Source organism: Cupriavidus basilensis (assembly GCF_008801925.2).
Lineage (GTDB): Bacteria > Pseudomonadota > Gammaproteobacteria > Burkholderiales > Burkholderiaceae > Cupriavidus > Cupriavidus basilensis.
This window is the reverse complement of sequence record NZ_CP062803.1, coordinates 2,663,959-2,684,348: the sequence shown is the minus strand read 5'-3', so window position 1 is coordinate 2,684,348 and position 20,390 is coordinate 2,663,959. Positions and strand designations below refer to the sequence as shown.

Genomic DNA, 20,390 nt, shown 5'->3' with positions numbered 1-20,390 from the left:
CAGGCGTGGCGCCGCCACGTCAGGGGTGGCTTGGCAGCCGGCGTCCGGGCAGGCTGGGACGGGGTGGCGCGACCCGGGACATATCGACCAGGCGATACATGCGAAAGCGCTCGTCGCGATCGGAGGGGCGTCGGCCTTCCCAGATCAGGCGCCATTCAAAGTGCGAGATGCTGGTAGGTTCGCCGTAGTCGACGGGGTCGTGGCGCAGCAGGACGTCGCAGCCGTCATCCGGGCCGCCAAAGCGGATATGGCCGAAATAGGCAAACGAAGCCAGCTGCGCGTCGCCCATGCGAATCGGCTGCACGCAGTTATATGCCGTGGGCAGCGCCATCGAGGCGGCCTGGGCCACGTCGCGATAGGTCTTGCCGTAGTTGATCGATGGCATCCACAGCGTCATGGCCAGCACCCACATCAGCGTGGTGCCGGCGGCCGAGATCACCACCGGGCGCCAGATCTGCTTAGGCGCGCGCGACAGGCGCCAGCGCACGATCAGAATCCAGGCTGCCGTCACCAGCAGCGCATAGATGATCGCGCTGACTGTGAAGTCTTGCTGGAAGCCCGGCAGCAGTCGATAGATATTGGCGGCGACGCGCGGCGGCTGGCCCGTCGTCCTGGCGATCCACATGAACCAGACGAAGCCGCCGAAGATGGTGAAGAACAGCAGGGCGAACCAGTCGATCGCGTTGATGGCGGCGCGCGTGAGCGTCGGCAACCCGAACGCGGCAAGCACGGCCATCGGCGGCAGCAGCAGGATGAACTGTACGTCGCCCGGCGCACGCAGCAGAAACAGCAGCAGCAGCGGCGGCAGCAGCATCGCCAGTGGCAGCGCCACATGCGGCGCACGGCGCATGCCCGACCAGCTCAGCCAGGCCCAGCAGGCAATTGGCCACACCGGCCAGGTAAACAGCAGCAGGTTGCGCGCGATGAAGTTGAGCGCAGCGGCGTTCGGCGCGCCGTAGGTGCGGCGATCGTAGCGCGACCACTCGCGGATAAAGGTCACGGCGTCGTTGTGGTCGGTCGCGCCGAAGTAGGCGGCGGCCATCCAGGCGGCCACCAGCGCCAGCGCCAGCGGCACGCTGGCCAGCAGCACGCGCGGCAGGGGCAGGGGCTTGCAGGCCAGGCCGCAGATGATGACGGACGCGAGCAAGACCAGCGGGATGACCGGCCCGCTGGACAGGGTCAGCGCACCCAGCCCGACGCCCAGCCAGATGCCGCCCTGGATTGGCTTGTCCAGGCTGCGCACCATGCCATACAGGCTCATGGCGACAAAGCAAACCTGCCCAACCTGTGGCGTGGTTTCGTGGCCGCGCATGGCCAGGCCTACGCAGGCCAGGAAGATCAGCAGGGCGCCGTCGGCCAGCGTGCGGCCGTAGTCGCGCGCGTTGGGCTGGCCGCCGAAGACATAGGCGAAAGGCTGCACCTCGGCGCGTCGGCCGAGCAGGTAGGTCGCGTACCAGATCAGTGAGCAGGTGCCAAAGTAAAAGAGTGCCGTGGCGATGCGCGACGCGTCCGGCGCGCCGAGCCAGCCGCCAAACAGGCGGATCATCAGGGCGCCAACCCAGAACACCAGCGGGCCGTCTTCGCCGTAAGGGCGGCCCACGATATTGGGCATCAGCCAGTCCTGGGTGCCGCCGGTGGCCAGTTGCCACATCACGCCGAAGCCGGCCGCATCCTCGTTTTTCCACGGGTCGCGGCCGAACAGGCCAGCCAGGCCGTAGATGATGCAGATGGCCAGCAACAGTGCGCGCGGGAGCGTACCGGTGGCGGCTGCGGTCAGGTGGACACGGGAAGTCTTGGCTGCGCTCATTGATTGGTGGGTCTTGGGGGCCGCCGGGGCGGGGCGCTCCCGGTTAGCTGCGTCCACAGGGCGCCGGCTGGTGCCGATCGCGCGGAGGCTGCAAAAGCAAAGAGGCAGCCGATGCTGCCTCTTTGCTTGGGTGCGCGGCGCCGGAGCATCTTGTCCGAGGCCATGCAGCGAGCGGGCTCGCGGCGAATTACTTCGCGGTGAGCTTGTTCAGCTTGCTGCCGAACTTCTGGCGGAACTTCTCGACGCGGCCGGCCGTGTCCATGATCTTCTGGGTGCCGGTGTAGAACGGGTGCGATTCCGACGACACTTCGATCTTGGCCAGGGGGTATTCCTTGCCGTCGCGGGTGATCGTGTCGCGCGTCTGGATGGTCGAGCGGGTCACAAAGCTGAAGTCGTTCGACACGTCGAGGAATACGACTTCGCGATAATTCGGGTGAATGCCTTCTTTCATGGTGTTTCCTTTCAGGTTGGGTAGCCAGTCCGTTGTTTGCCGTGCTGCTGCTGCTGCCATTGCCAAAAGCGCTAAGAAAAGCACCAGAAGCTGGATGCGCTGATTGCACTGGCAGCGTTGCGGCGAACGAACCACTTGCCGATAACGGACAATCCGGGATTATCGCAGAAAAACAAAAAGCTGGGCAAGTTTTGAGTGCGCGATGCGCAAGGCGGCCGAGGGTGCCGAAAGGTTGATTTTCGATCACATCGAGGCCGGATCCTGGCGATAGAACGCCGCGAGCGAATCATAGAGGACCGGCCAGTGCCTGCGCAGGCCGGCCGGCTCGACAAAGAAGGTCTCGGAGGCCACCGCGAAGAACTCGCTCGGCGCCTCGCAGCCATATGGGTCGATCACCCGCAGCGCCGGCGGCAGCCGTTCCGGATGGTCCCAGGCATGGTCGGACTGCTGCTCGCAGGCGTCCGCGAAGCGGTCGTACTCGGTGAGGAAGGACTCGGCCCATTGCTCGCGGTCGATGCCCGGATGGAGCACGCGTGAGAAGGGCGGCACGCCGTCCGGCTCGCCGTCGAGCATGTCGAGCTTGTGGGCGAACTCGTGGATGACTACGTTGTAGGTGTCATCGGGGTGGTGGGCATGCCGTGCATTCAGTCCGGCGCCGGGCGTCTGCACGTCAGGCCAGGAGAGGATGACCGGCCCGTGTTCCCAGGCTTCACCACTGGCTTCCTCTACCACGCCATGCACCAGCCCGATTTCATCCTCGACGGTACGGCGGATGACGAATTCGCCGGGGTAGAGCACGATGCCGCGCCACCCGCGATACCACTCGATGCCCAGCTTGAGAATGGGCACGCAGGCTTGCAGCGCGACGCTCGTCACCATCTCGTCGGTGAGCGGCAGGTCGTGCGCGGTTGAGTATTCCTTGTCGGCGATGAACAGCGTGGCGAGTTCGCGCAAGGCGGCGAGGTCGGCGGCGCCATAACGCTGCACGAACGGCAGTGTGGCCACCGTGTGCGCCCACAGCGCGTCGGGAATGGCGTAGTGTTCGAGTTTGCGCACGCGCGAGCGCGCACGCAGGAAGTGGCTCAGTCGGCCGAACATGGGACTCCTGCAGGCACAGGGCGGAAATGCAAAAGGGCGCGCCGAGGCACGCCCTTCCAGTGCATTGCCAGCGCGCGAACCGCAGCGCGCGGCATAGCGAACGATCAGCCGCCTCTGCGCATCATATCGAAAAACTCGGCGTTGTTCTTGGTCGCCTTCATCTTGTCGAGAATGAACTCCATGGCCTGCACTTCGTCCATGTCCGAGATGAACTTGCGCAGCACCCAGACCTTTTGCAGGATCTCGGGCTTGATCAGCAGTTCTTCGCGGCGCGTGCCGGACTTGTTCAGGTTGATCGACGGATAGACGCGCTTTTCCGCCAGGCGGCGTTCCAGGTGCACTTCCATGTTGCCGGTGCCCTTGAACTCTTCGTAGATCACGTCGTCCATGCGGCTGCCGGTTTCGATCAGCGCAGTGGCGATGATGGTCAGCGAGCCGCCTTCTTCCAGGTTGCGCGCAGCGCCGAAGAAGCGCTTGGGGCGTTGCAGCGCGTTGGCGTCCACACCACCGGTCAGTACCTTGCCCGAGGCCGGCACTACCGTGTTATAGGCACGTGCCAGGCGGGTGATCGAGTCCAGCAGGATCACCACGTCGCGCTTGAGTTCGACCAGGCGCTTGGCCTTTTCGATCACCATTTCAGCGACCTGCACGTGGCGGATGGCGGGTTCGTCGAAGGTCGACGCCACCACTTCACCGCGCACCGAGCGCATCATTTCGGTCACTTCTTCCGGGCGTTCGTCGATCAGCAGCACGAACAGGTCCGCTTCCGGATGGTTGTTCGCAATCGCGTGGGCGATGTGCTGCAGCATCACGGTCTTGCCGGACTTGGGCGAGGACACCAGCAGGGCGCGCTGGCCACGGCCGATCGGCGCGATCATGTCGATGATTCGGCCGGTGATGTTTTCCTCGGCGCGGATTTCGCGCTCCAGCGTCAGCGGCCGGTTCGGGTGCAGCGGCGTCAGGTTCTCGAACATGATGCGGTTCTTGACCGCTTCAGGCGCTTGACCATTGACCTTGTCCACCTTCACCAGCGCGAAATAGCGCTCGCCGTCCTTGGGGGTCCGTACTTCGCCCTCGATCGTGTCGCCGGTATGCAGGTTGAAGCGGCGGATCTGCGAAGGGCTGATGTAGATGTCGTCCGTGCTTGCCAGGTAGGAGGTCTCGGGCGAGCGCAGGAAGCCGAAGCCGTCAGGCAGGACTTCCAGGGTGCCGTCACCAAAGATGATTTCGCCCAGCTTGGCGCGCTTCTTCAGGATCGCAAACATCAACTCCTGTTTGCGCATCCGTTGTGCGTTGTCGATCTCGAGGGTCGCGGCCATTTCGAGAAGCGCAGACACGTGAAGCGATTTGAGTTCTGTCAGGTGCATAGACGAGGGGTACAGAGGCGCCCGGACGGGCTGGACCTAAAGGAGGGGGAGGAAATGAGCGAACGCTCGGGGAAGTTGTTGATGCCATCTTAGCACAATCCGGACGGTGCGCCAGGGAAGGCGCACGCACGTCGGATTGTGGCTACACCGGGGGGGCGCCTGATGGCGCCGCGCCCCGGGTCGGCGTATTACAGATTGCCGTCGAGGAATGCGGTCAGTTGCGACTTGGACAGCGCGCCGACCTTTTGCGCGGCAACCGCGCCATTCTTGAACAGGATCAGCGTGGGGATGCCGCGAATGCCGAACTTGGCCGGCACTTGCTGGTTCTCATCGACGTTGATCTTTGCGATCTGCAGCTTGTCGCCGTAGTCCTTGGCCACTTCGTCCAGGATCGGGGCGATCATCTTGCAAGGACCGCACCATTCTGCCCAGAAGTCGAGCAGGACAGGCTTGTCGGACTGGAGCACGTCTGCGTCGAAGGAGGCGTCGCTCACATACTTGATTTGTTCACTCATGGCGGAAAACCTCTGGTTTCGCTCTGATTAATTTGAAGGCGGGATTTGCCGAACCGCTACCTTACACGAGTTTGCGCATACCTGTAGGCACGCGCCTTACCCGGTGCGGACTTGTCCCGAGCGACGGGACAGCCACGATTGGCGGGATGTTGCTCATATATTACCAGTTGATGGGAATTCAATACCCTGCTCATCAACCTCACGGTGCGCTGCCGTACGCGGCGATGAAACCCGGCCGATGCGGCTGCGTGTAACGCCATTCTGCCCGCGAAGCCAAGCCTGGTGGGATCATTGTATTAATCGGCGCAAGAGCTTTTATCAATCGGGAGCCGCGCCGGAATTCGCCGGGAGGCGCCCGACGTGTGACTTATGGGTAACGCCACTTCTGCTGCGGCACGCGGCGCGAGGGCTTTGCGCAAACGCAATCCAATGCGATGCAAAGGTCGCGCGGCGCCCCCGGGCGCGTAGAATAGAATCACGCGCCCGGCCTCGGCCCGGCGCCTTCCCGCGCAACAGACAAGGCTACAGACCATGACGCCAGACACCCCTTCCAAGCCGGATCCGCAGCAACCCCCCGAAGTGGAACACTTGAGCGACGCGCTGGATCACATCAATGCCGCGGTCGAGCAGGAGAGCATTGCCGGTGGCGCGGCCAAGGGCCTCCTTTACAGCGTCATCGAGACCCTGGGCACGCTGGTGGGCGATCCCGACCTGCCAGAGCACGCACGCTCCGGCTATCAGGGCCTGCTGGAGACCGCGCGCGAAATCCGCTCGCGCCTGGAGGCCGGCAGCCACTGAGGGCTCACCGGTTATTCCCGCGTTTTTCGCGCATCCCGTGCGCGATGACTGGCTGCGCGCGGTGACCACCGCGAGCCTGGTCGCCATGGCATCCGATCCGGCCGTTACTCTCGCTTCATGACCTCGCTGCAATTTCGTCCCGGCCCCGACTTCCTGCCGCAGGCCGCCGCCGCGGCCTGGTATTTCCTCGACCATTGCGGGGAGCAGCAAGCCGCCGCGCATGTGGTGGTGCCCACCGCTGCGCAGATCCCCGGCGTGCGCCAGGCGCTGGATGCCGCCGCGCGCGCGGCAGGCAAGCCGCGGCTGCTGCCGCGGGTCGTCACCATTGGCCACTGGCTGCTCGACCTGCCGCCCGACCCGATCCCGGTGCGCAGCCATGCGGCGCGGCTGCTGGCCGTGCAGCAGGCCATCCGCGCGCAGGACTGGCTGCGGCGGGCATTTGGCGCGCAGACCGAGGCCGCGGCGTGGGGGCTGGCGCAGACGCTGCTCGCCATCAGCGACGAACTGAGCGCACGCTGGCTCGACGATGACGCCATCCGCGATGAAGACGTCGACGGGGACGATCGCGCGGCCCTGCTGCAAGGCGCGCTGGAGCGGACCTACGCGCATCTGTCCTCCCGCTTCCTCGGTGAGGAAGCCCGCATCGTGATGGCCTTCTGGCAAGCCTTGTCCGGCCCGGACGATCCGCTGCCCGCGCGCCGGCGCGCGCTGCACCGGCTGGCCCAGCATCTGGACGGCCCGGTCATCTGGCTCGGGCCAACGCCGCCCCAGCCGATCGAGGAAGCGTTCCTGCGGCAGGCCGCCGAGCTCGTGCCGGTGATCCGCATCGGCTACGACTGGACCGCGCAGGCGCCGAGCAGTGCGCTCGATGCCGATTCGGGTGATGAGGACGGGGGGCTCGACTGGTACGACACCTTGCTGGCACTGTGGCCCGAAGCGCGGCTGCCTGGCGCGAACGAAGCCGCCGCGCGCCGCGCGCCACGTAGCCTGCTGGCCGAGCGCCCGCGCGTGCGCGTGATCGGCAGCGCGCGCTTCGAGGACGAGGCCAGCGCTGCCGCCGAGCAGCTGGTGCAGTGGCTCAACGAAGGCCGCCGCCACGTGGCGCTGGTGGCGCACGATCGCGTGGTAGCGCGGCGCGCGCGCGCGTTGCTGGCGCGGGCCGGCGCGCCGGTGCGCGACGAAACCGGCTGGAAGCTCTCGACCACGCGAGCCGCGGCTGCGCTGATGCGGTGGTTCGACCTGCTCAACCAGGACGGCGATACCTCGGCCCTGCTCGACCTGCTGAAGAGCCCGTTTTGCCTGCCAGGCTTTGCGTTGCGCGGCGAGGCCATTGCCGCGCTGGAGCGGCAGATCCGGCGCGACGGCATCACGGGCGGCTGGCGCCGCTTGCAGCAGCGCTTTCGTCCTGATACGGCCGACCAGGCCAGCGGCGATAGCAATGCCGGCGACGCCGCGCAAGACGAGGCCGCGCAAGACGCCGCGCGCCGCGCCGCCCGGCAGGCCGCTTGCGAGTTGGTGCAGCACCTTGCGGCCGAAGCGGGCGCCTGGCCGCGCGGCAACGCGCAGCATCCGGTCTCGACCTGGCTGGAGCGCCTCGATGCCACGCTGGATGTGCTCGGCATGCGCGAGGCATTGTCTGCCGACGATGCGGGCACACAAATGCTCGATGCGCTGGCGCGTCTTGCCGACCTGCCGCAGGACGAGACGGGGGCGGGCGCCACGCTCGATCTCGGCGAATTCCGCTCCATGCTGTCAGCCTTGCTTGAGTCGGTTGCCTACAAGGAGCCCTCGGCCAGCGGCGCCGCGCGCATCACCATCCTGCCGCTTAACGGCGCGCGCATGCGCCGCTTCGATGGGGTCGTGGTGGTGGGGTGTGACGACACGCAGCTTCCCTCCAGCGCGGCCGAGCTGATGTTCTTCTCCAACCAGATGCGGCGCGAGCTGGCACTGGAAGACCGCGAGGTGCGCTTCGCCCAGCAGGCGCGCGACCTGGCCGAGGTCCTGCTGAACAACGACGACGTGGTGCTCACCTGGCAGCGCCTTGGCGCGCGTGGCGAGCCCAAGCATGTGTCAGGCTGGATCGAGCGGCTCAGCGCGCTGTGCGCGCGCGCGGGCGCGCCGATCGAGGCGAGCGCGCAGGCGGTGCTGCACGAGACCTTCGCCGAGGTGGGCGGCATGCCCGCGCCGGCGGCATCGGAGCTGGTGCCTGCGCGCTGGAGCGCGCAGGCGTACAACATGCTGCGCCGCTGTCCCTACCAGTTTTTTGCCAGCCGCATGCTCGGGCTGGCGGGGCTGGAAGTCGTCAGCGACGACCTGGAAAAACGCGACATCGGCGAGCTGTTGCACCGCGTGCTGCTGCGTTACCACCGCGAAGCCTCGCAGGACGGCTTGCGCCGTGAAGATGCTCGCCTGGCGCGCCTGCGCGAGATTTCCGATCACGAGTTCGGCGCGCTGATGAAGGAAGACGGCAACGCCATCGGCTACTACCGCCGCTGGTGCGAAGTGCTGCCGTCCTACGTGGCATGGCAGGCGGAACGCGAGGCGCAAGGCTGGTTCTGGGACGATGGTGAGCTTGATGCCACGGTCGACCTGCCCATGCCCGACGGCCAGCCGCTGCGCGTCAATGGACGCATCGACCGGCTCGATCGCGCGCGCGATGGCAGCCGCGCGGTACTTGATTACAAGACCCAGACCGTGCTGCGCTTGAAGCGCAAGGTCGGGGACGTGGAAGAGGATTGCCAGTTGCCGTTTTATGGATTGCTGCGCGCCGACGTTGCCGCTGGCAGCTGGGTGGCGCTCGAAGGCGCGAAGGACGGGCCGCCGGCGCCCCAGCGCGAAGTGAGCCTGCCGGACTTTGACGCCGCAGTGGCGTGGCTCGAACAACAACTGCGCAGCGACGTGATGCGCCTGCGCCAGGATGCGCCGCTGCCGGCCTTCGGGGACGCCAGCGCATGCACCTACTGCACCGCCCGCGGCCTGTGCCGCAAGGGCTTCTGGGAAAGCACGGCGTTGCCGCCGGGGATCGGAGGCCGCGCATGAGCATCCACGCCTATCTGCGCGATGGCCAGCCGGTGGCCGAGGCCGAGTTCACGCGCGCGGCCTGCGACCCCGCCAGCTCCGTGGTGGTCGAGGCTTGCGCGGGCAGCGGCAAGACCTGGCTGCTGGTGGCGCGCCTGCTGCGCCTGCTGCTGGCCGGCGCGGCGCCGCACGAGATTCTCGCCATCACCTTCACGCGCAAGGCCGCGGAGGAAATGCGCGAGCGCTTGCTGGAAGTGCTCGCGCAGCTCGCGCGCGACGATGACGAGGCGGTGATCGCCGCGCTCACGCAGCGCGGGCTGTCGCCCGATGCCGCACGCGCCGCGCTGCCGCGCGCGCGCGGCCTGCATGCGCAGGTGCTGGCCGCGCCCGGGCGCATGGCCATCGATACCTTCCACGGCTGGTTTGGCACGCTGCTGCGCGGCGCGCCGCTGGCGTCGGGCATCGTGCCGGGCGCCACGCTGCGCGAAGACGCACTGCGCATGAAGCGCGAGGCCTGGGCGCCGTTCTGGCAGGCCCTGGCCACGCCGCCGTATGCCAACCTGCGCGCCGCCTTCGAGCGGCTGGTGGATGCCATCGGCGAGTTCCAGGCGCGGGCCTTGCTCGACGCCATGTTCCATGCGCGCAGCGAGTGGTTTGCGTTCCGTGAAAACGCCGATCCCGCCGAGGCGCTCGCCGCGGACCTGGGCGAGGATGCCCAGGTCGACGTGCTGCTGGAAGTGCTGGCCGATGACGGCTGGCTTGACGCTTGCCAGGGCATGGCGTCGCAACTGGGCCGGGGCGGCAAGACCGAGCAGGCTCACGCTACGCGCCTGGCCGATGCGATCCTGGCGATCCGCGCCTGGCGCGAGGCAGGCTCCGAAGGGGGCGAGCCCGCCGAGCGCACCTTCGCGATATTGCGTGACGCGTTTTTTACCGCCGCCGGCAAGCCGCGTTCGCTACGCGCCACCACGGCGCTGACCAAGGCGCTCGGTGGTGAGGCGATGGTCGATGCGTTCCTTGCCGAGCACGGCGACATGTGCGCCGCGTTGGAGCAGGTCGCGCAACGCCGCTGCGAGGCCGCGGTGCTGGCGGTCAACCTGGCGCTGTACGAACTCGGCGATGCGCTGCTGACGCGCTACCAGCACCATAAGTCCGAGCAGCGCGCGATGGACTTCGCCGACCTCGAATGGCTGGCCGCGCGGCTGATGCGCGACGAAGAGACCGCGACCTACCTGCAGGTCCGGCTTGATGCGCGCTACCGCCACCTGTTGCTCGACGAGTTCCAGGATACCAACCCGCTGCAATGGCGCATCCTGCAGGGCTGGCTGGCCGGCTACGCAGGCCTGGGCGAGCGGCCCACGGTATTCCTGGTGGGCGACCCCAAGCAATCGATCTATCGCTTCCGCCGCGCCGATGCGCGCCTGTTCCAGACCGCCGGCGAGATGCTGCAGTCGGGTTTCGGCGCCACGGTGCTGCGGACCAACCGCACCCGCCGTAACTGCCCGGAAGTGCTCGATTGGGTCAACGCGGTGTTCGACACCGCGCGCGCCGACGGGCGCTATCCGCTGTTCGAGACGCAGACGACCGCGCTGGACGAGCCCGGCGGCCCGGTGTGGCTGTTGCCACTGGTCGAGCCCGAGGCGGAGCCGGCACCGCAAGACGATGCGGCTAGCGATGACGAGGAGGCAGAGCGGGACCCTGCCACCCACCGCGATACGCTGACGCAGCCGCGCCAGCACGAAGGCGATTCGCTGCGGCTCGAAGAGGGCCGGCGCGTGGCGGCCTGGCTAAAGCATGTCCGCGCCACGGTGCCGGTTGCCGACAGCGATGGCCCGCGGCCCGCGCGCTGGAGCGATGTGCACTTGCTGGTGCGCCGCAAGACGCATCTGGCGGAGTACGAGCGCGCCTTCCGCGAGGCCGGCATTCCCTGCCTGAGCCCGCGCCGCGGCGGTTTGCTGGCTACGCTGGAAGCGCTCGACCTGTCCGCGCTGCTGGCGTTCCTGATGACGCCGGAGTCTGACCTGGACCTGGCCCATGTGCTCAAGAGCCCGCTGGTGGGCGCGACCGACGAGGACCTGATCGCCATCGCGCAGATGGCCCAGGCGCGCGAGCCGCGGCCAGGCTGGTGGGCCTGCCTGCGGGAGCAGGGCCTGCCCGAGTTCGGCAGCCCGGCACTGCGCGATGGCGTCGCGCGCCTGCGCCACTGGCTGGAGGTGGCGCCGCATCGCCCGGTGCATGACCTGATCGACCACATCTACCATGGCGGCGAAGTGCGCCGGCGCTACGCCGAGGCCGCGCCGGCCGAGATCCGCGACCAGGTACTGGCCAACCTCGATGCCTTCCTCAAGCTCTCGCTCGACCTCGATGGCGGGCGCTACCCGAGCCTGCCCAAGTTCATCGATGAGTTGCAGGAAATCCGGCGCGGCGAAGAAGGCGAAAGCCCGGATGAAGGCGGCATGGCCGATAGCGCCGAAGACGCGGAAGGCGAGGCCGATGCCGACGACGCCACCGACAATACGCTGGACGCGGTCCACATCCTCACCGTGCACGCCGCCAAGGGGCTGGAGGCTCCGTTCGTCGTGCTGCTGGACGCCAACCACAGCGACGCCGCCGCGGACCGGAGCGGCATCCTGATCGACTGGCCGCCGTCCTCAAGCGTGCCGGTGCATTTTTCCGCCTATGGCAAGCGCAGCACGCGCGGGCTCGCTCGCGCGCCGTTGTTCGAGGCTGAGGCCGCCTTGGCCGAGCGCGAGAACTGGAACCTGCTCTATGTGGCGATGACGCGCGCGCGCCAGGGCTTGCTGGTGAGCGGCGTCAAGGGGCGCGCGTCGCGCAGCGCCGATAGCGCCGAGGGCAACCGCGAGATTGCCGGTAGCTGGTATGCGCGGCTGCTTGCGGCCGGCGTCGGCGTGGAAGTCGAGCCGTTTCCGGCGGCGACGGCGCAGGACGTGGCGGATGCCGCCGCCGGCCACGATGCACGCGTGCGCTTCACCGATTTTCGCCAACGTTACCGTGAGGCGGCCGAGAGCCTGGCGCCGGTGCTGGCGTGGGAGGACGAGGAAGCGGAGCAGGGCGCCGCCACGGGCGAGGACGGCGACCACACCATCGTGTTCGATGCCGACGCGGCGCGCCATGGCGAACTGCTGCACGCGCTGCTGGAACGCGTGACGCGCTACCCGGAGGCGTTCGAGGGCTTGCCCACGCCCGAGGTGGTGATGCGCTGGTTCCCGCTGGCGGGCGCCGGTACGGCGCAGGCGCGCACGCTGTGGCGGGACCAGGCGTATGCCGCGGTCGAGGGCGCACGGCTGATGCTTGAGGCGCCGGCATTGCGGCCGTTGCTGTTCCCGCAGGGCGCGCTCAGCGCCCGCAACGAGGTCGAGCTTTACGATGCGCGTGGCCGCCTGCTGCGGATCGACCGCCTGGTGGAGTTTGCCGATCGGGTGGTGATCATCGATTACAAGCTGCGGCTGCTGCCGCAGGAGCACGCGGCCTACGCGCAACAGCTCGCGGGCTATGTGGCAGCGGTCAGGCCCATGTTCCCCGGGCGGCGGGTCGAGGCCGGCGTGGCCACGGCCGACGGGGAGTGGATTGCGGCGGATGCGCTGCGAACGTCGCGCCAGGGCACGCTGTTTTAGGCGAGTCCTGGATCATGGAAAACGGGAGGGCATTGCGTGGATGCGGATTCAGCGAGGCCCTGCCTAGCACGATGCTATCGGCGGCCTGATGCGCAGACTTGAAGAAAGCGCGATGATGCGAGGGGAGTTACTGCTGGACAGCTGCGGCTGGACAACTGCGGCCGGATTGCTGCGGATACAGCTAGGGGGGATGTTAGGGGGACGAGCCTGACCCTCGGCACTGGCGGAAAACGGCTGTGGCTGCTTCGTTCCCGACCTGACCAGGTTGACCGCGCCACCATGCGAGGAGGCCCGTCCGGTCGGCATTGTAACCCAGAGCGGGCGGGTCCGGCGGTTTTCCGCGAAATTGATTGCGTAAATTGATTGAGTCGCTTGATTGAGCCATGCAACCCAGACACCTGCGAGATCCACGATGAATGCCAAAGACCAGATGCTCCGCGCCACGCTGCCGCCCCAGGACATCTCCACGGAAGTCCTGCTGGAGAAGTACGCCAAGGGTGAGGAGGCGACCGCCGCCGACGTGCGCCAGCGGGTGGCGCGCGCGCTGGCCGAGGCTGAGCCCGAGGCCCAGCGCGCGCAATGGGCCGAGCGCTTCCTGTGGGCGCAGGAGCAGGGCTTCGTGCCGGCGGGGCGCATCAATTCGGCGGCTGGCACGCGCATCGAGGCCACGCTGATCAACTGCTTCGTGCAGCCGGTGGGCGACTCAGTGTCCGAGGCGCGTGGCGGCAAGCCGAGCATCTACACCGCGGTGGCGCAGGCGGCGGAGACCATGCGGCGCGGCGGCGGCGTGGGCTACGACTTCTCCGCGATCCGCCCAGCCGGCGCGCTGGTGAGAGGCACGCACTCGCGCGCTTCGGGGCCGGTGTCGTTCATGAAGGTGTTCGATGCCTCCTGCGCCACGGTGGAATCTGCCGGTTCGCGCCGTGGCGCGCAGATGGGCGTGCTGCGCTGCGACCACCCGGATATCGAGGCCTTCATCCACGCCAAGGACCGCGGCGACCTGACCAACTTCAATATCTCGATCGGCGTCAGTGATGACTTCATGCGTGCAGTCGAGGCCGATGGCGAGGTCGAGCTGGTGCACGAGGCCGAGCCCGCGGCGGAGACCATCGCCGCGGGCGCTTACCGGCGTGACGACGGCCAGTGGGCCTATCGCCGTGTGCCGGCGCGCCAGTTGTGGGACCAGGTGATGCAGGCTACCTACGACCATGCGGAGCCCGGCATCTTGTTTTTGTCGCACATCAACGACGACAACAATCTCTATTACTGCGAGCGCATCGAGGCCACCAATCCCTGCGCGGAGCAGCCGCTGCCGTCCTATGGTTGCTGCGATCTCGGCTCGATCGACCTGACCCGTTTCGTACGCCAGCCCTTCGGCGCGGACAGCCGCTTTGATTTCGAGGCCTTCGCCGAGGTGGTGCGGCTGGCGGTGCGCATGCTCGACAACGTGCTCGACGTCACCTACTGGCCGTTGCCGGAGCAGCAGGCCGAGGCGCATGCCAAGCGGCGCATTGGCCTGGGCTTTCTCGGGCTGGGCAGCGCGCTGGTGATGATGGGCATCCGCTATGACGCCGAGGCGGGGCGCGCGCTGGCTGCGCGCATCGCGCAGACCCTGCGCGACACAGCCTACCTGGCATCGGCCGGGCTGGCGCGGGAGAAGGGCGCCTTTGCGCTCTTCAATGCCGAGGCCTACCTGGCCAGCGGCTTCGCACGGCGCCTGCCGCCGGCGGTGCGCGAAGCCATCGGCCGCGATGGCATCCGCAACTCGCACCTGCTGTCGATCGCCCCGACCGGCACCATCACGCTGGCGTTTGCGGACAACGCGTCGAACGGCATCGAGCCCGCTTTCTCGTGGACCTACAACCGCAAGAAGCGCATGGCGGACGATACCTACAAGGTGTTTGAGGTGGCGGACCATGCCTGGCGCCTTTATCGCCACCTCGGCGGCGATACGGCGCAGTTGCCCGACAGTTTTGTCACGGCGCTGCAGATGTCGGCGCTCGATCATATGAAGATGCTTGAGGCGGTCCAGCCCTATATCGACACCAGCATCAGCAAGACGGTGAACGTGCCGGAGGACTATCCATACGAGGCCTTCCGCAACCTTTACCTGGAGGCCTGGCGCGCGGGGCTGAAGGGGCTTGCCACCTATCGCCCCAACAGCGTGCTGGGCGCGGTGCTGTCGGTGACGCCGCCGCCGGCCGGCGCCCCGGCTGCGCCCGCCACGGCCGCCGTGACGGACGACCCGCTGCGCAAGCCATTCGCGAGCCGGCCCGTGGGCGACCTCGAAGGGGTGACGTCCAAGGTCGAGTACATGACCTATGAGGGGCACAAGACGGTCTACCTGACGGTCAATTTCATGCGTGTGGCCGGCCAGCTCGACGGCAAGCCGGTGGCCGTGGAGCGTCCGGTGGAGTTTTTCATGCCGGCCGGGCAACGCAACGACGGCCAGCAGTGGATCACGTCCACCATGCGGCTGCTGTCGATGGTGGCACGCTCCGGTGGCTCGATCGCCAAGGCACTAGCCGACATGCGCAGTGTTGTGTGGGATAAGGGCACGGTGCGTTATGGCACGCTGGTGCGCCAGGACGGCACCGAGGTGCCGCGCTTCCACGATTCCGAGGTGGCGGCGATCGGCTATGCCCTGCAGCGCATCCTGATCAAGCGGGGGTTCCTCGATGCTGAGGGCGTCCAAGTGCCGGTGGCGGCGCTTGCGGCCCGCCTGGCCGGGCTGGAGGGAGCCGGCGGGCGTGCCGTTGACGGTGGTGGCGCGGCCCCGGCAGCGGGTGGCGCTGGCATGCCGGCAGCCGGGATGGGGCTGCGCTCGGGCAAGCCATGCCCGGAGTGCGGCGCCCATGCCCTGCACAAGGTCGATGGCTGCGCCAAGTGCGCCAACTGCGGGTATGTCGGGGAATGTGGCTAGGGGCCTGGGGCGCAGGGCAACGCACCTGGCCACGCTGTGAAGCGGGCGTGAATCCCGCCTGAAGGGCGGCCGCCTTTTGCTACAATCGCCGCCATGAGTTATCAAGTGCTAGCGCGCAAATGGCGCCCCCGGGATTTCACCACGCTGGTCGGCCAGGAGCACGTGGTCCGCGCGCTCACGCACGCGCTGGAACAACAGCGGCTGCACCATGCCTACCTGTTTACCGGCACACGGGGCGTTGGCAAGACCACGTTGTCCCGGATTCTCGCCAAGGCGCTGAACTGCATCGGGCCGGACGGCACGGGCGACATCACCGCGCAGCCTTGCGGGGTGTGCAAGGCCTGCACCGAGATCGATAGCGGGCGTTTCGTCGACTACATCGAGATGGACGCGGCCTCCAACCGCGGCGTCGACGAAATGGCGTCGCTGCTGGACAAGGCGGTGTACGCACCCACGGCGGGGCGCTTCAAGGTCTACATGATCGACGAAGTGCACATGCTGACCAACCACGCCTTCAACGCCATGCTGAAGACGCTGGAAGAGCCGCCCGCGCACGTCAAGTTCATCCTGGCCACCACCGATCCGCAGAAGATCCCGGTCACGGTGCTGTCGCGCTGCCTGCAGTTCAACCTCAAGCAGATGCCGCCGGGCCATATCGTCAGCCACCTCGACCACGTGCTGGGCGAGGAGGGCATCGTGCGCGAACCCAATGCGCTGCGCCTGCTGGCGCAGGCCGCCCACGGCTCGATGCGCGACGCGCTGTCGCTGACCGACCAGGCCATCGCCTACAGCGCCGGCCAGGTGTCCGAGGCCGCCGTGCGCGGCATGCTGGGCGCGATCGATCAGAGCTACCTGGTGCAGTTGCTGGATGCGCTGGCCGCCGAAGACGGTGCCGCCATGCTGGCGGTGGCGGACGGCATGGCGGATCGCAGCCTGTCGTTTGCCGGCGCCTTGCAGGACCTGGCCTCGCTGCTGCACAAGATTGCGTTGGCGCAGGCGGTGCCCGCCTCGGTCCAGGAAGAGTGGCCGGAAGCCGCGGAAGTGCGCCGCTTTGCCGCCGCCTTCGATGCGCAGGAAGTGCAGTTGTTCTACCAGATCGCCAACCTTGGCCGCAGTGAACTGGCGCTGGCGCCCGACGAGTACGCGGGCTTCACCATGACGCTGCTGCGCATGCTGGCGTTCCGCCCGTCGGCCAGCCCCACACCTGCGGTGGCGCAGGGTGGCGGCCAACAGGTGCCGCGCGCACGCGGCGGCGCCGCGCCGGCGGCCCGGGTTGCGGCAGATGCGGCAGCAGCCAGCGCCGCCGTGGCGCCGGTTGCTCCGAGTTTGCGTGCAGCCGCGCCGATGCCGGCCGCCGATCCCTCGCCAGTCCAGGCACAACAACCTGTGCCGGCGCCGACGCCGGCAGCACCCGCAAGGACGCTGAGCCCGGCTCCGGCAGCCGTCGCGCCCGCAGCCGCTCCCGCCGCGGGGGCGCCGATGTCGCCGGCCCGTGCCGCGCTGGCCGCGGCGCGCCTGGCCTCCGCCGCGCGCGCAGGGGGCAGCCCGCGCATGCCGCCGCCTGCAGCCGCAGCGCCTGCTGCGCCGGCTGCGCGCCCGCCCTCGGCCCAGCCCTTGCGTCCGCCCGGCCCACCCGCTGCGGTGTCGAGGCCGGCGGCCTCGATGCCTGCCGCCCAGGCCGCAGCCCCAACGCACAGGGAGCCAGCGTCAGCGCGGCAAGCCGTCGCGGATGCGCGCCATGTGCGCGATAGCGGCCCAAGCGACGACGTCCCGCCGTGGGAACACGCAGGCAGCAGCGACGTGCCGCCCTGGGAGGACCTCCCGCCCGACCTGCCCGTGATCGGGCCGTACGACAGCGATCCCGAGCCGATGCCCTCGCGCCAGGCCGCGCCCCGGCGCGAACCCGCCCCGCGCGCCGCGCCGCCTGCTCCCGCTGCCGTGCAAGCCGCCCCGGCCGAGCCGGTGGCCCCGGTGCGGCTCACGCCGCCTAAGCCGCCCGTGGCCGGCGAAGATGGCACCCCGCCGGTGTTCACCGGCGCGTGGCCGGCACTGGCCGCCAGCCTGCCGCTCAAGGGCCTTGCGCAGCAACTGGCCTACCAGAGCGAGCTTGTCCAGGTCGTGGGCCGTACCTTCCACCTGCGCGCGCCGGTGGCGCCCATTACCGAGGCCGGCGTCGTCGAACGCCTGCAGCAGACGCTGGCCGAGCACCTCGGCACCGACGTGCGGGTGCAGTGCGAGATTGGCGCGGTGGCCGATACCGCCGCCGCCGCGGATGCGCAGGCTCGCGCCGAGCGCCAGCGCGAAGCCGAGGCCACCATCGAAGGGGATCCCTTCGTGCAGGGTCTGCTGCGCGAGTTCGGTGGCACGATCCTGGAGGGATCGATCCAGCCGCGCGCCGCCTGACCTCCTATTTTTGCCAGGCCGCCGGCGCCCATGACGCGCGGCGGCCCGTAACTTCTATCCAAACGCTAATCAGGAGCACTCCATGATGAAGGGCCAACTGGCCGGGCTGATGAAGCAAGCCCAGCAGATGCAGGAAAACATGAAGAAGATGCAGGAGCAGCTTGCCCTGATCGAGGTCGAGGGCCAGTCCGGCGCCGGCCTGGTCAAGGTGGTGATGACCTGCAAGAACGACGTCAAGCGTGTCTCCATCGACCCCAGCCTGCTCGCCGAAGGCGAAGACAAGGAACTGCTGGAAGACCTGGTTGCCGCTGCGTTCAACGACGCCGTGCGCAAGGCCGAGGCCACCTCGCAGGAAAAGATGGGCTCGATGACCTCCGGCCTGCCGTTGCCCCCGGGCTTCAAGCTGCCGTTCTGAGCCTGACACGGAGCCCGCATGATTCTCGAATCCGCAGTGCTGCCGGTGCGCCCCGGCCAGGAAGCCGCCTTTGAAGCGGCCTTCGGGCAGGCGCGTCATATCATCGCGGGCATGCCGGGCTTTCTTGGGCTTGAGTTGCATCGCGGCATCGAGCAGCCGTCGGAGTACCTGCTGACAGTGCGCTGGCGCAAGCTGGAAGACCACACCGAGGGTTTCCGCGGCTCGCCCGAGTACCAGCAGTGGAAAGCCTTGCTGCATCATTTCTATGAGCCGTTTCCCACCGTGCTGCATCATTTGCCGGTGGTGAGCATGGCTGCATCCGGGGGGGCGGCATGAAGGGTGCCCCCCCGACCTCGCTGCAGGCGCTGATCGAGGCGCTGCGGGTCTTGCCGGGCGTGGGGCCGAAGTCGGCCCAGCGCATGGCTTACCACCTGCTGCAGCACGACCGTGAAGGTGCCCGCAAGCTGGGCGACGCCTTGCGCGGCGCGGCCGACGGCATCAAGCATTGCTCGCGCTGCAATACCTTCACCGAGCAGGAAATCTGCTCGACCTGCCTGGACGAGCGGCGCGACGCCTCGCTGCTATGCGTGGTGGAGACGCCGTCCGACCAGATCATGATCGAGCAGACGCTGACCTACCGCGGCCAGTATTTTGTGCTGATGGGCCGGCTCTCTCCGCTCGACGGCATCGGGCCGCGCGAGATCCACCTGGACCGGTTGCTGGCGCGCGCCACCGACCCCGCCATGGGCGGCCCGGTGACGGAGGTGATCGTCGCCACCAATTTCACGAGCGAAGGCGAGGCCACGGCGCACTATGTTGGCGAGATGCTGAAAGCGCGCGGCCTCAAGGTGTCGCGCCTGGCGCGCGGCGTGCCGGTGGGCGGCGAGCTCGAATACGTCGATGCCGGCACCATTGCCCGCGCGGTGATGGACCGGCGCGCGGTGTAGCCGTGCCCGATCGCATTGCCATGCCCGGGTCCGTGCGCGGGGCCGCAGCCGCATGAATCTCGCCCGTTTCGACCTTGTCACGCTTGGCCTGTTCGTGGCCGTGGCCCGCCAGGGCAGCATTTCCGCCGGCGCACGCCAGTCGCACCTGGCGGTGGCGGCGGCCAGCAAGCGCATTTCCGACCTGGAGGCCGCCGTTGGCGCGCCGCTGTTCTTTCGCCACGCGGCCGGAGTGCAGTTGACGGAGGCCGGGCAGGCCTGCTTCCACCATGCGCTGACTATCCTGCAGGACGTGGAGCGCATGGCCGGCGTGATGTCGGACTATGCCAGCGGCGTGCGTGGCCAGGTGCGCGTGTGCGCCAATACCTCGGCCATCACGCAGTTCCTGCCCGACGACCTGGCGACCTTCATGGCGCTGCATCCCACCATCCGCATCGAGCTCGAAGAGCAGAACAGCAGCGAGATCGTGGCCGCGCTGGTCGAAAACCGCGCGGACGTGGGCATCTTTGCCGACCGCACGCCCAGCGCGGGCCTGGTCACGGTGGAGTACCGTCAGGACGAACTGGTGCTGGTCACGCCGCCGGGCCATCCGCTGTCCGAGCGCGGGCCCGTGCGCTACGCGGACACGCTGGAATACGACTTCGTCAGCTTGCCGCAGGTCACCTCGCTGGCGGCCCGCCTGCTGGAGGAAAGCAGCCGGCTGGACCGGCCTTTCCGCCTGCGCATCCAGGTGCGCAGCTTCGACGCCATGTGCCGCATGGTGATGGCGGGGCTGGGCGTGGGCGTGCTGCCGCGCATCGCGGCCGAGCCGCACGTGCAGTCGATGGGTTTGTCGCTGGTGGGGCTGCAGGATGCATGGGCCCGCCGCACGCTGCTGATCGGCATGCGTGACCCCGCGGGGCTGACAGTGTCGGCGCGGCTGCTCATCACCCATCTCTGCGGCGACCGCGCGCCGTTCTGACGCCCTGGGTTACAACGTAGCTCGTTCGGGGCTTTCGCGTTCCGAGAAGGCCCGC

14 protein-coding genes and 1 other RNA gene are annotated in these 20,390 nt (G+C 68.1%); 9 read left to right on the top strand and 6 right to left on the bottom strand.

The window, feature by feature from the left end:
* Window positions 1–19: 19 nt before the first annotated feature.
* The 5 genes from F7R26_RS12125 to trxA all read right to left on the bottom strand — a co-directional run bounded on the left by F7R26_RS12125 (window position 20) and on the right by trxA (window position 5,238).
* On the bottom strand, window positions 20–1,807 hold the full coding sequence (locus F7R26_RS12125; RefSeq protein WP_150983334.1) for an ArnT family glycosyltransferase: 1,788 nt from the start codon (window positions 1,805–1,807) through the stop codon (window positions 20–22).
* 187 nt (window positions 1,808–1,994) lie between these two features.
* Window positions 1,995–2,258: a type B 50S ribosomal protein L31 gene (locus F7R26_RS12120; protein WP_006157720.1), complete on the bottom strand. Its 264-nt coding sequence runs from the start codon at window positions 2,256–2,258 to the stop codon at window positions 1,995–1,997.
* 243 nt (window positions 2,259–2,501) lie between these two features.
* Window positions 2,502–3,356 carry a M90 family metallopeptidase gene (locus F7R26_RS12115; protein WP_150983335.1) on the bottom strand — a complete coding sequence of 285 codons (855 nt, stop codon included), beginning with the start codon at window positions 3,354–3,356 and terminating at the stop codon, window positions 2,502–2,504.
* Window positions 3,357–3,460: 104 nt separating this feature from the next.
* Complete coding sequence (gene rho, locus F7R26_RS12110; RefSeq protein WP_043347534.1) at window positions 3,461–4,723, bottom strand: transcription termination factor Rho; 1,263 nt, start codon at window positions 4,721–4,723, stop codon at window positions 3,461–3,463.
* A gap of 188 nt (window positions 4,724–4,911) precedes the next feature.
* A complete protein-coding gene (gene trxA, locus F7R26_RS12105) occupies window positions 4,912–5,238 on the bottom strand; it encodes a thioredoxin TrxA (protein WP_010814265.1) in 327 nt (108 codons plus the stop codon).
* Window positions 5,239–5,769: 531 nt separating this feature from the next.
* Between trxA and F7R26_RS12100 the strand changes: the two genes are divergently transcribed.
* The 3 genes from F7R26_RS12100 (at window position 5,770) to F7R26_RS12090 (ending at window position 12,689) form a co-directional block, all read left to right on the top strand.
* Entirely contained in the window at window positions 5,770–6,036 is a 267-nt protein-coding gene (locus tag F7R26_RS12100; RefSeq protein ID WP_150983336.1) for a hypothetical protein, read from the top strand.
* Window positions 6,037–6,153: 117 nt separating this feature from the next.
* On the top strand, window positions 6,154–9,075 hold the full coding sequence (locus tag F7R26_RS12095) for a PD-(D/E)XK nuclease family protein (RefSeq protein WP_150983337.1): 2,922 nt from the start codon (window positions 6,154–6,156) through the stop codon (window positions 9,073–9,075).
* Window positions 9,072–12,689: a UvrD-helicase domain-containing protein gene (locus tag F7R26_RS12090; RefSeq protein WP_150983338.1), complete on the top strand. Its 3,618-nt coding sequence runs from the start codon at window positions 9,072–9,074 to the stop codon at window positions 12,687–12,689. The genes F7R26_RS12095 and F7R26_RS12090 overlap by 4 nt, the downstream gene beginning before the upstream one ends.
* Window positions 12,690–12,886: 197 nt before the next feature.
* Here F7R26_RS12090 and ffs read toward each other — a convergent pair.
* Window positions 12,887–12,985, bottom strand: an RNA gene (gene ffs, locus F7R26_RS12085) — signal recognition particle sRNA small type.
* A gap of 116 nt (window positions 12,986–13,101) precedes the next feature.
* On the opposite strand from ffs, the gene F7R26_RS12080 reads away from it, so the two are divergent.
* The 6 genes from F7R26_RS12080 to F7R26_RS12055 all read left to right on the top strand — a co-directional run bounded on the left by F7R26_RS12080 (window position 13,102) and on the right by F7R26_RS12055 (window position 20,335).
* Window positions 13,102–15,612 carry an adenosylcobalamin-dependent ribonucleoside-diphosphate reductase gene (locus F7R26_RS12080; RefSeq protein ID WP_150983339.1) on the top strand — a complete coding sequence of 837 codons (2,511 nt, stop codon included), beginning with the start codon at window positions 13,102–13,104 and terminating at the stop codon, window positions 15,610–15,612.
* Between the two features lie 93 nt (window positions 15,613–15,705).
* Entirely contained in the window at window positions 15,706–18,015 is a 2,310-nt protein-coding gene (locus tag F7R26_RS12075) for a DNA polymerase III subunit gamma/tau (RefSeq protein WP_193692069.1), read from the top strand.
* 82 nt (window positions 18,016–18,097) lie between these two features.
* Entirely contained in the window at window positions 18,098–18,430 is a 333-nt protein-coding gene (locus tag F7R26_RS12070) for a YbaB/EbfC family nucleoid-associated protein (RefSeq protein WP_006157727.1), read from the top strand.
* Window positions 18,431–18,448: 18 nt separating this feature from the next.
* The gene (locus F7R26_RS12065; protein ID WP_150993103.1) at window positions 18,449–18,766 is read left to right on the top strand and encodes an antibiotic biosynthesis monooxygenase family protein; all 318 of its coding nucleotides are present in this window, start codon (window positions 18,449–18,451) and stop codon (window positions 18,764–18,766) included.
* Window positions 18,763–19,377 carry a recombination mediator RecR gene (gene recR, locus F7R26_RS12060; protein WP_150993105.1) on the top strand — a complete coding sequence of 205 codons (615 nt, stop codon included), beginning with the start codon at window positions 18,763–18,765 and terminating at the stop codon, window positions 19,375–19,377. Before F7R26_RS12065 ends, recR begins: the two co-directional genes overlap by 4 nt.
* Window positions 19,378–19,429: 52 nt before the next feature.
* On the top strand, window positions 19,430–20,335 hold the full coding sequence (locus F7R26_RS12055; RefSeq protein WP_043347514.1) for a LysR family transcriptional regulator: 906 nt from the start codon (window positions 19,430–19,432) through the stop codon (window positions 20,333–20,335).
* Window positions 20,336–20,390: the final 55 nt, after the last annotated feature.

Coding starts and splice junctions, on each gene's coding strand:
- F7R26_RS12125 (WP_150983334.1), bottom strand. CDS start 1,807: ATGAGCGCAGCCAAGACTTCCCGTGTCCACCTGACCGCAGCCGCCACC.
- F7R26_RS12120 (WP_006157720.1), bottom strand. CDS start 2,258: ATGAAAGAAGGCATTCACCCGAATTATCGCGAAGTCGTATTCCTCGAC.
- F7R26_RS12115 (WP_150983335.1), bottom strand. CDS start 3,356: ATGTTCGGCCGACTGAGCCACTTCCTGCGTGCGCGCTCGCGCGTGCGC.
- rho (WP_043347534.1), bottom strand. CDS start 4,723: ATGCACCTGACAGAACTCAAATCGCTTCACGTGTCTGCGCTTCTCGAA.
- trxA (WP_010814265.1), bottom strand. CDS start 5,238: ATGAGTGAACAAATCAAGTATGTGAGCGACGCCTCCTTCGACGCAGAC.
- F7R26_RS12100 (WP_150983336.1), top strand. CDS start 5,770: ATGACGCCAGACACCCCTTCCAAGCCGGATCCGCAGCAACCCCCCGAA.
- F7R26_RS12095 (WP_150983337.1), top strand. CDS start 6,154: ATGACCTCGCTGCAATTTCGTCCCGGCCCCGACTTCCTGCCGCAGGCC.
- F7R26_RS12090 (WP_150983338.1), top strand. CDS start 9,072: ATGAGCATCCACGCCTATCTGCGCGATGGCCAGCCGGTGGCCGAGGCC.
- F7R26_RS12080 (WP_150983339.1), top strand. CDS start 13,102: ATGAATGCCAAAGACCAGATGCTCCGCGCCACGCTGCCGCCCCAGGAC.
- F7R26_RS12075 (WP_193692069.1), top strand. CDS start 15,706: ATGAGTTATCAAGTGCTAGCGCGCAAATGGCGCCCCCGGGATTTCACC.
- F7R26_RS12070 (WP_006157727.1), top strand. CDS start 18,098: ATGATGAAGGGCCAACTGGCCGGGCTGATGAAGCAAGCCCAGCAGATG.
- F7R26_RS12065 (WP_150993103.1), top strand. CDS start 18,449: ATGATTCTCGAATCCGCAGTGCTGCCGGTGCGCCCCGGCCAGGAAGCC.
- recR (WP_150993105.1), top strand. CDS start 18,763: ATGAAGGGTGCCCCCCCGACCTCGCTGCAGGCGCTGATCGAGGCGCTG.
- F7R26_RS12055 (WP_043347514.1), top strand. CDS start 19,430: ATGAATCTCGCCCGTTTCGACCTTGTCACGCTTGGCCTGTTCGTGGCC.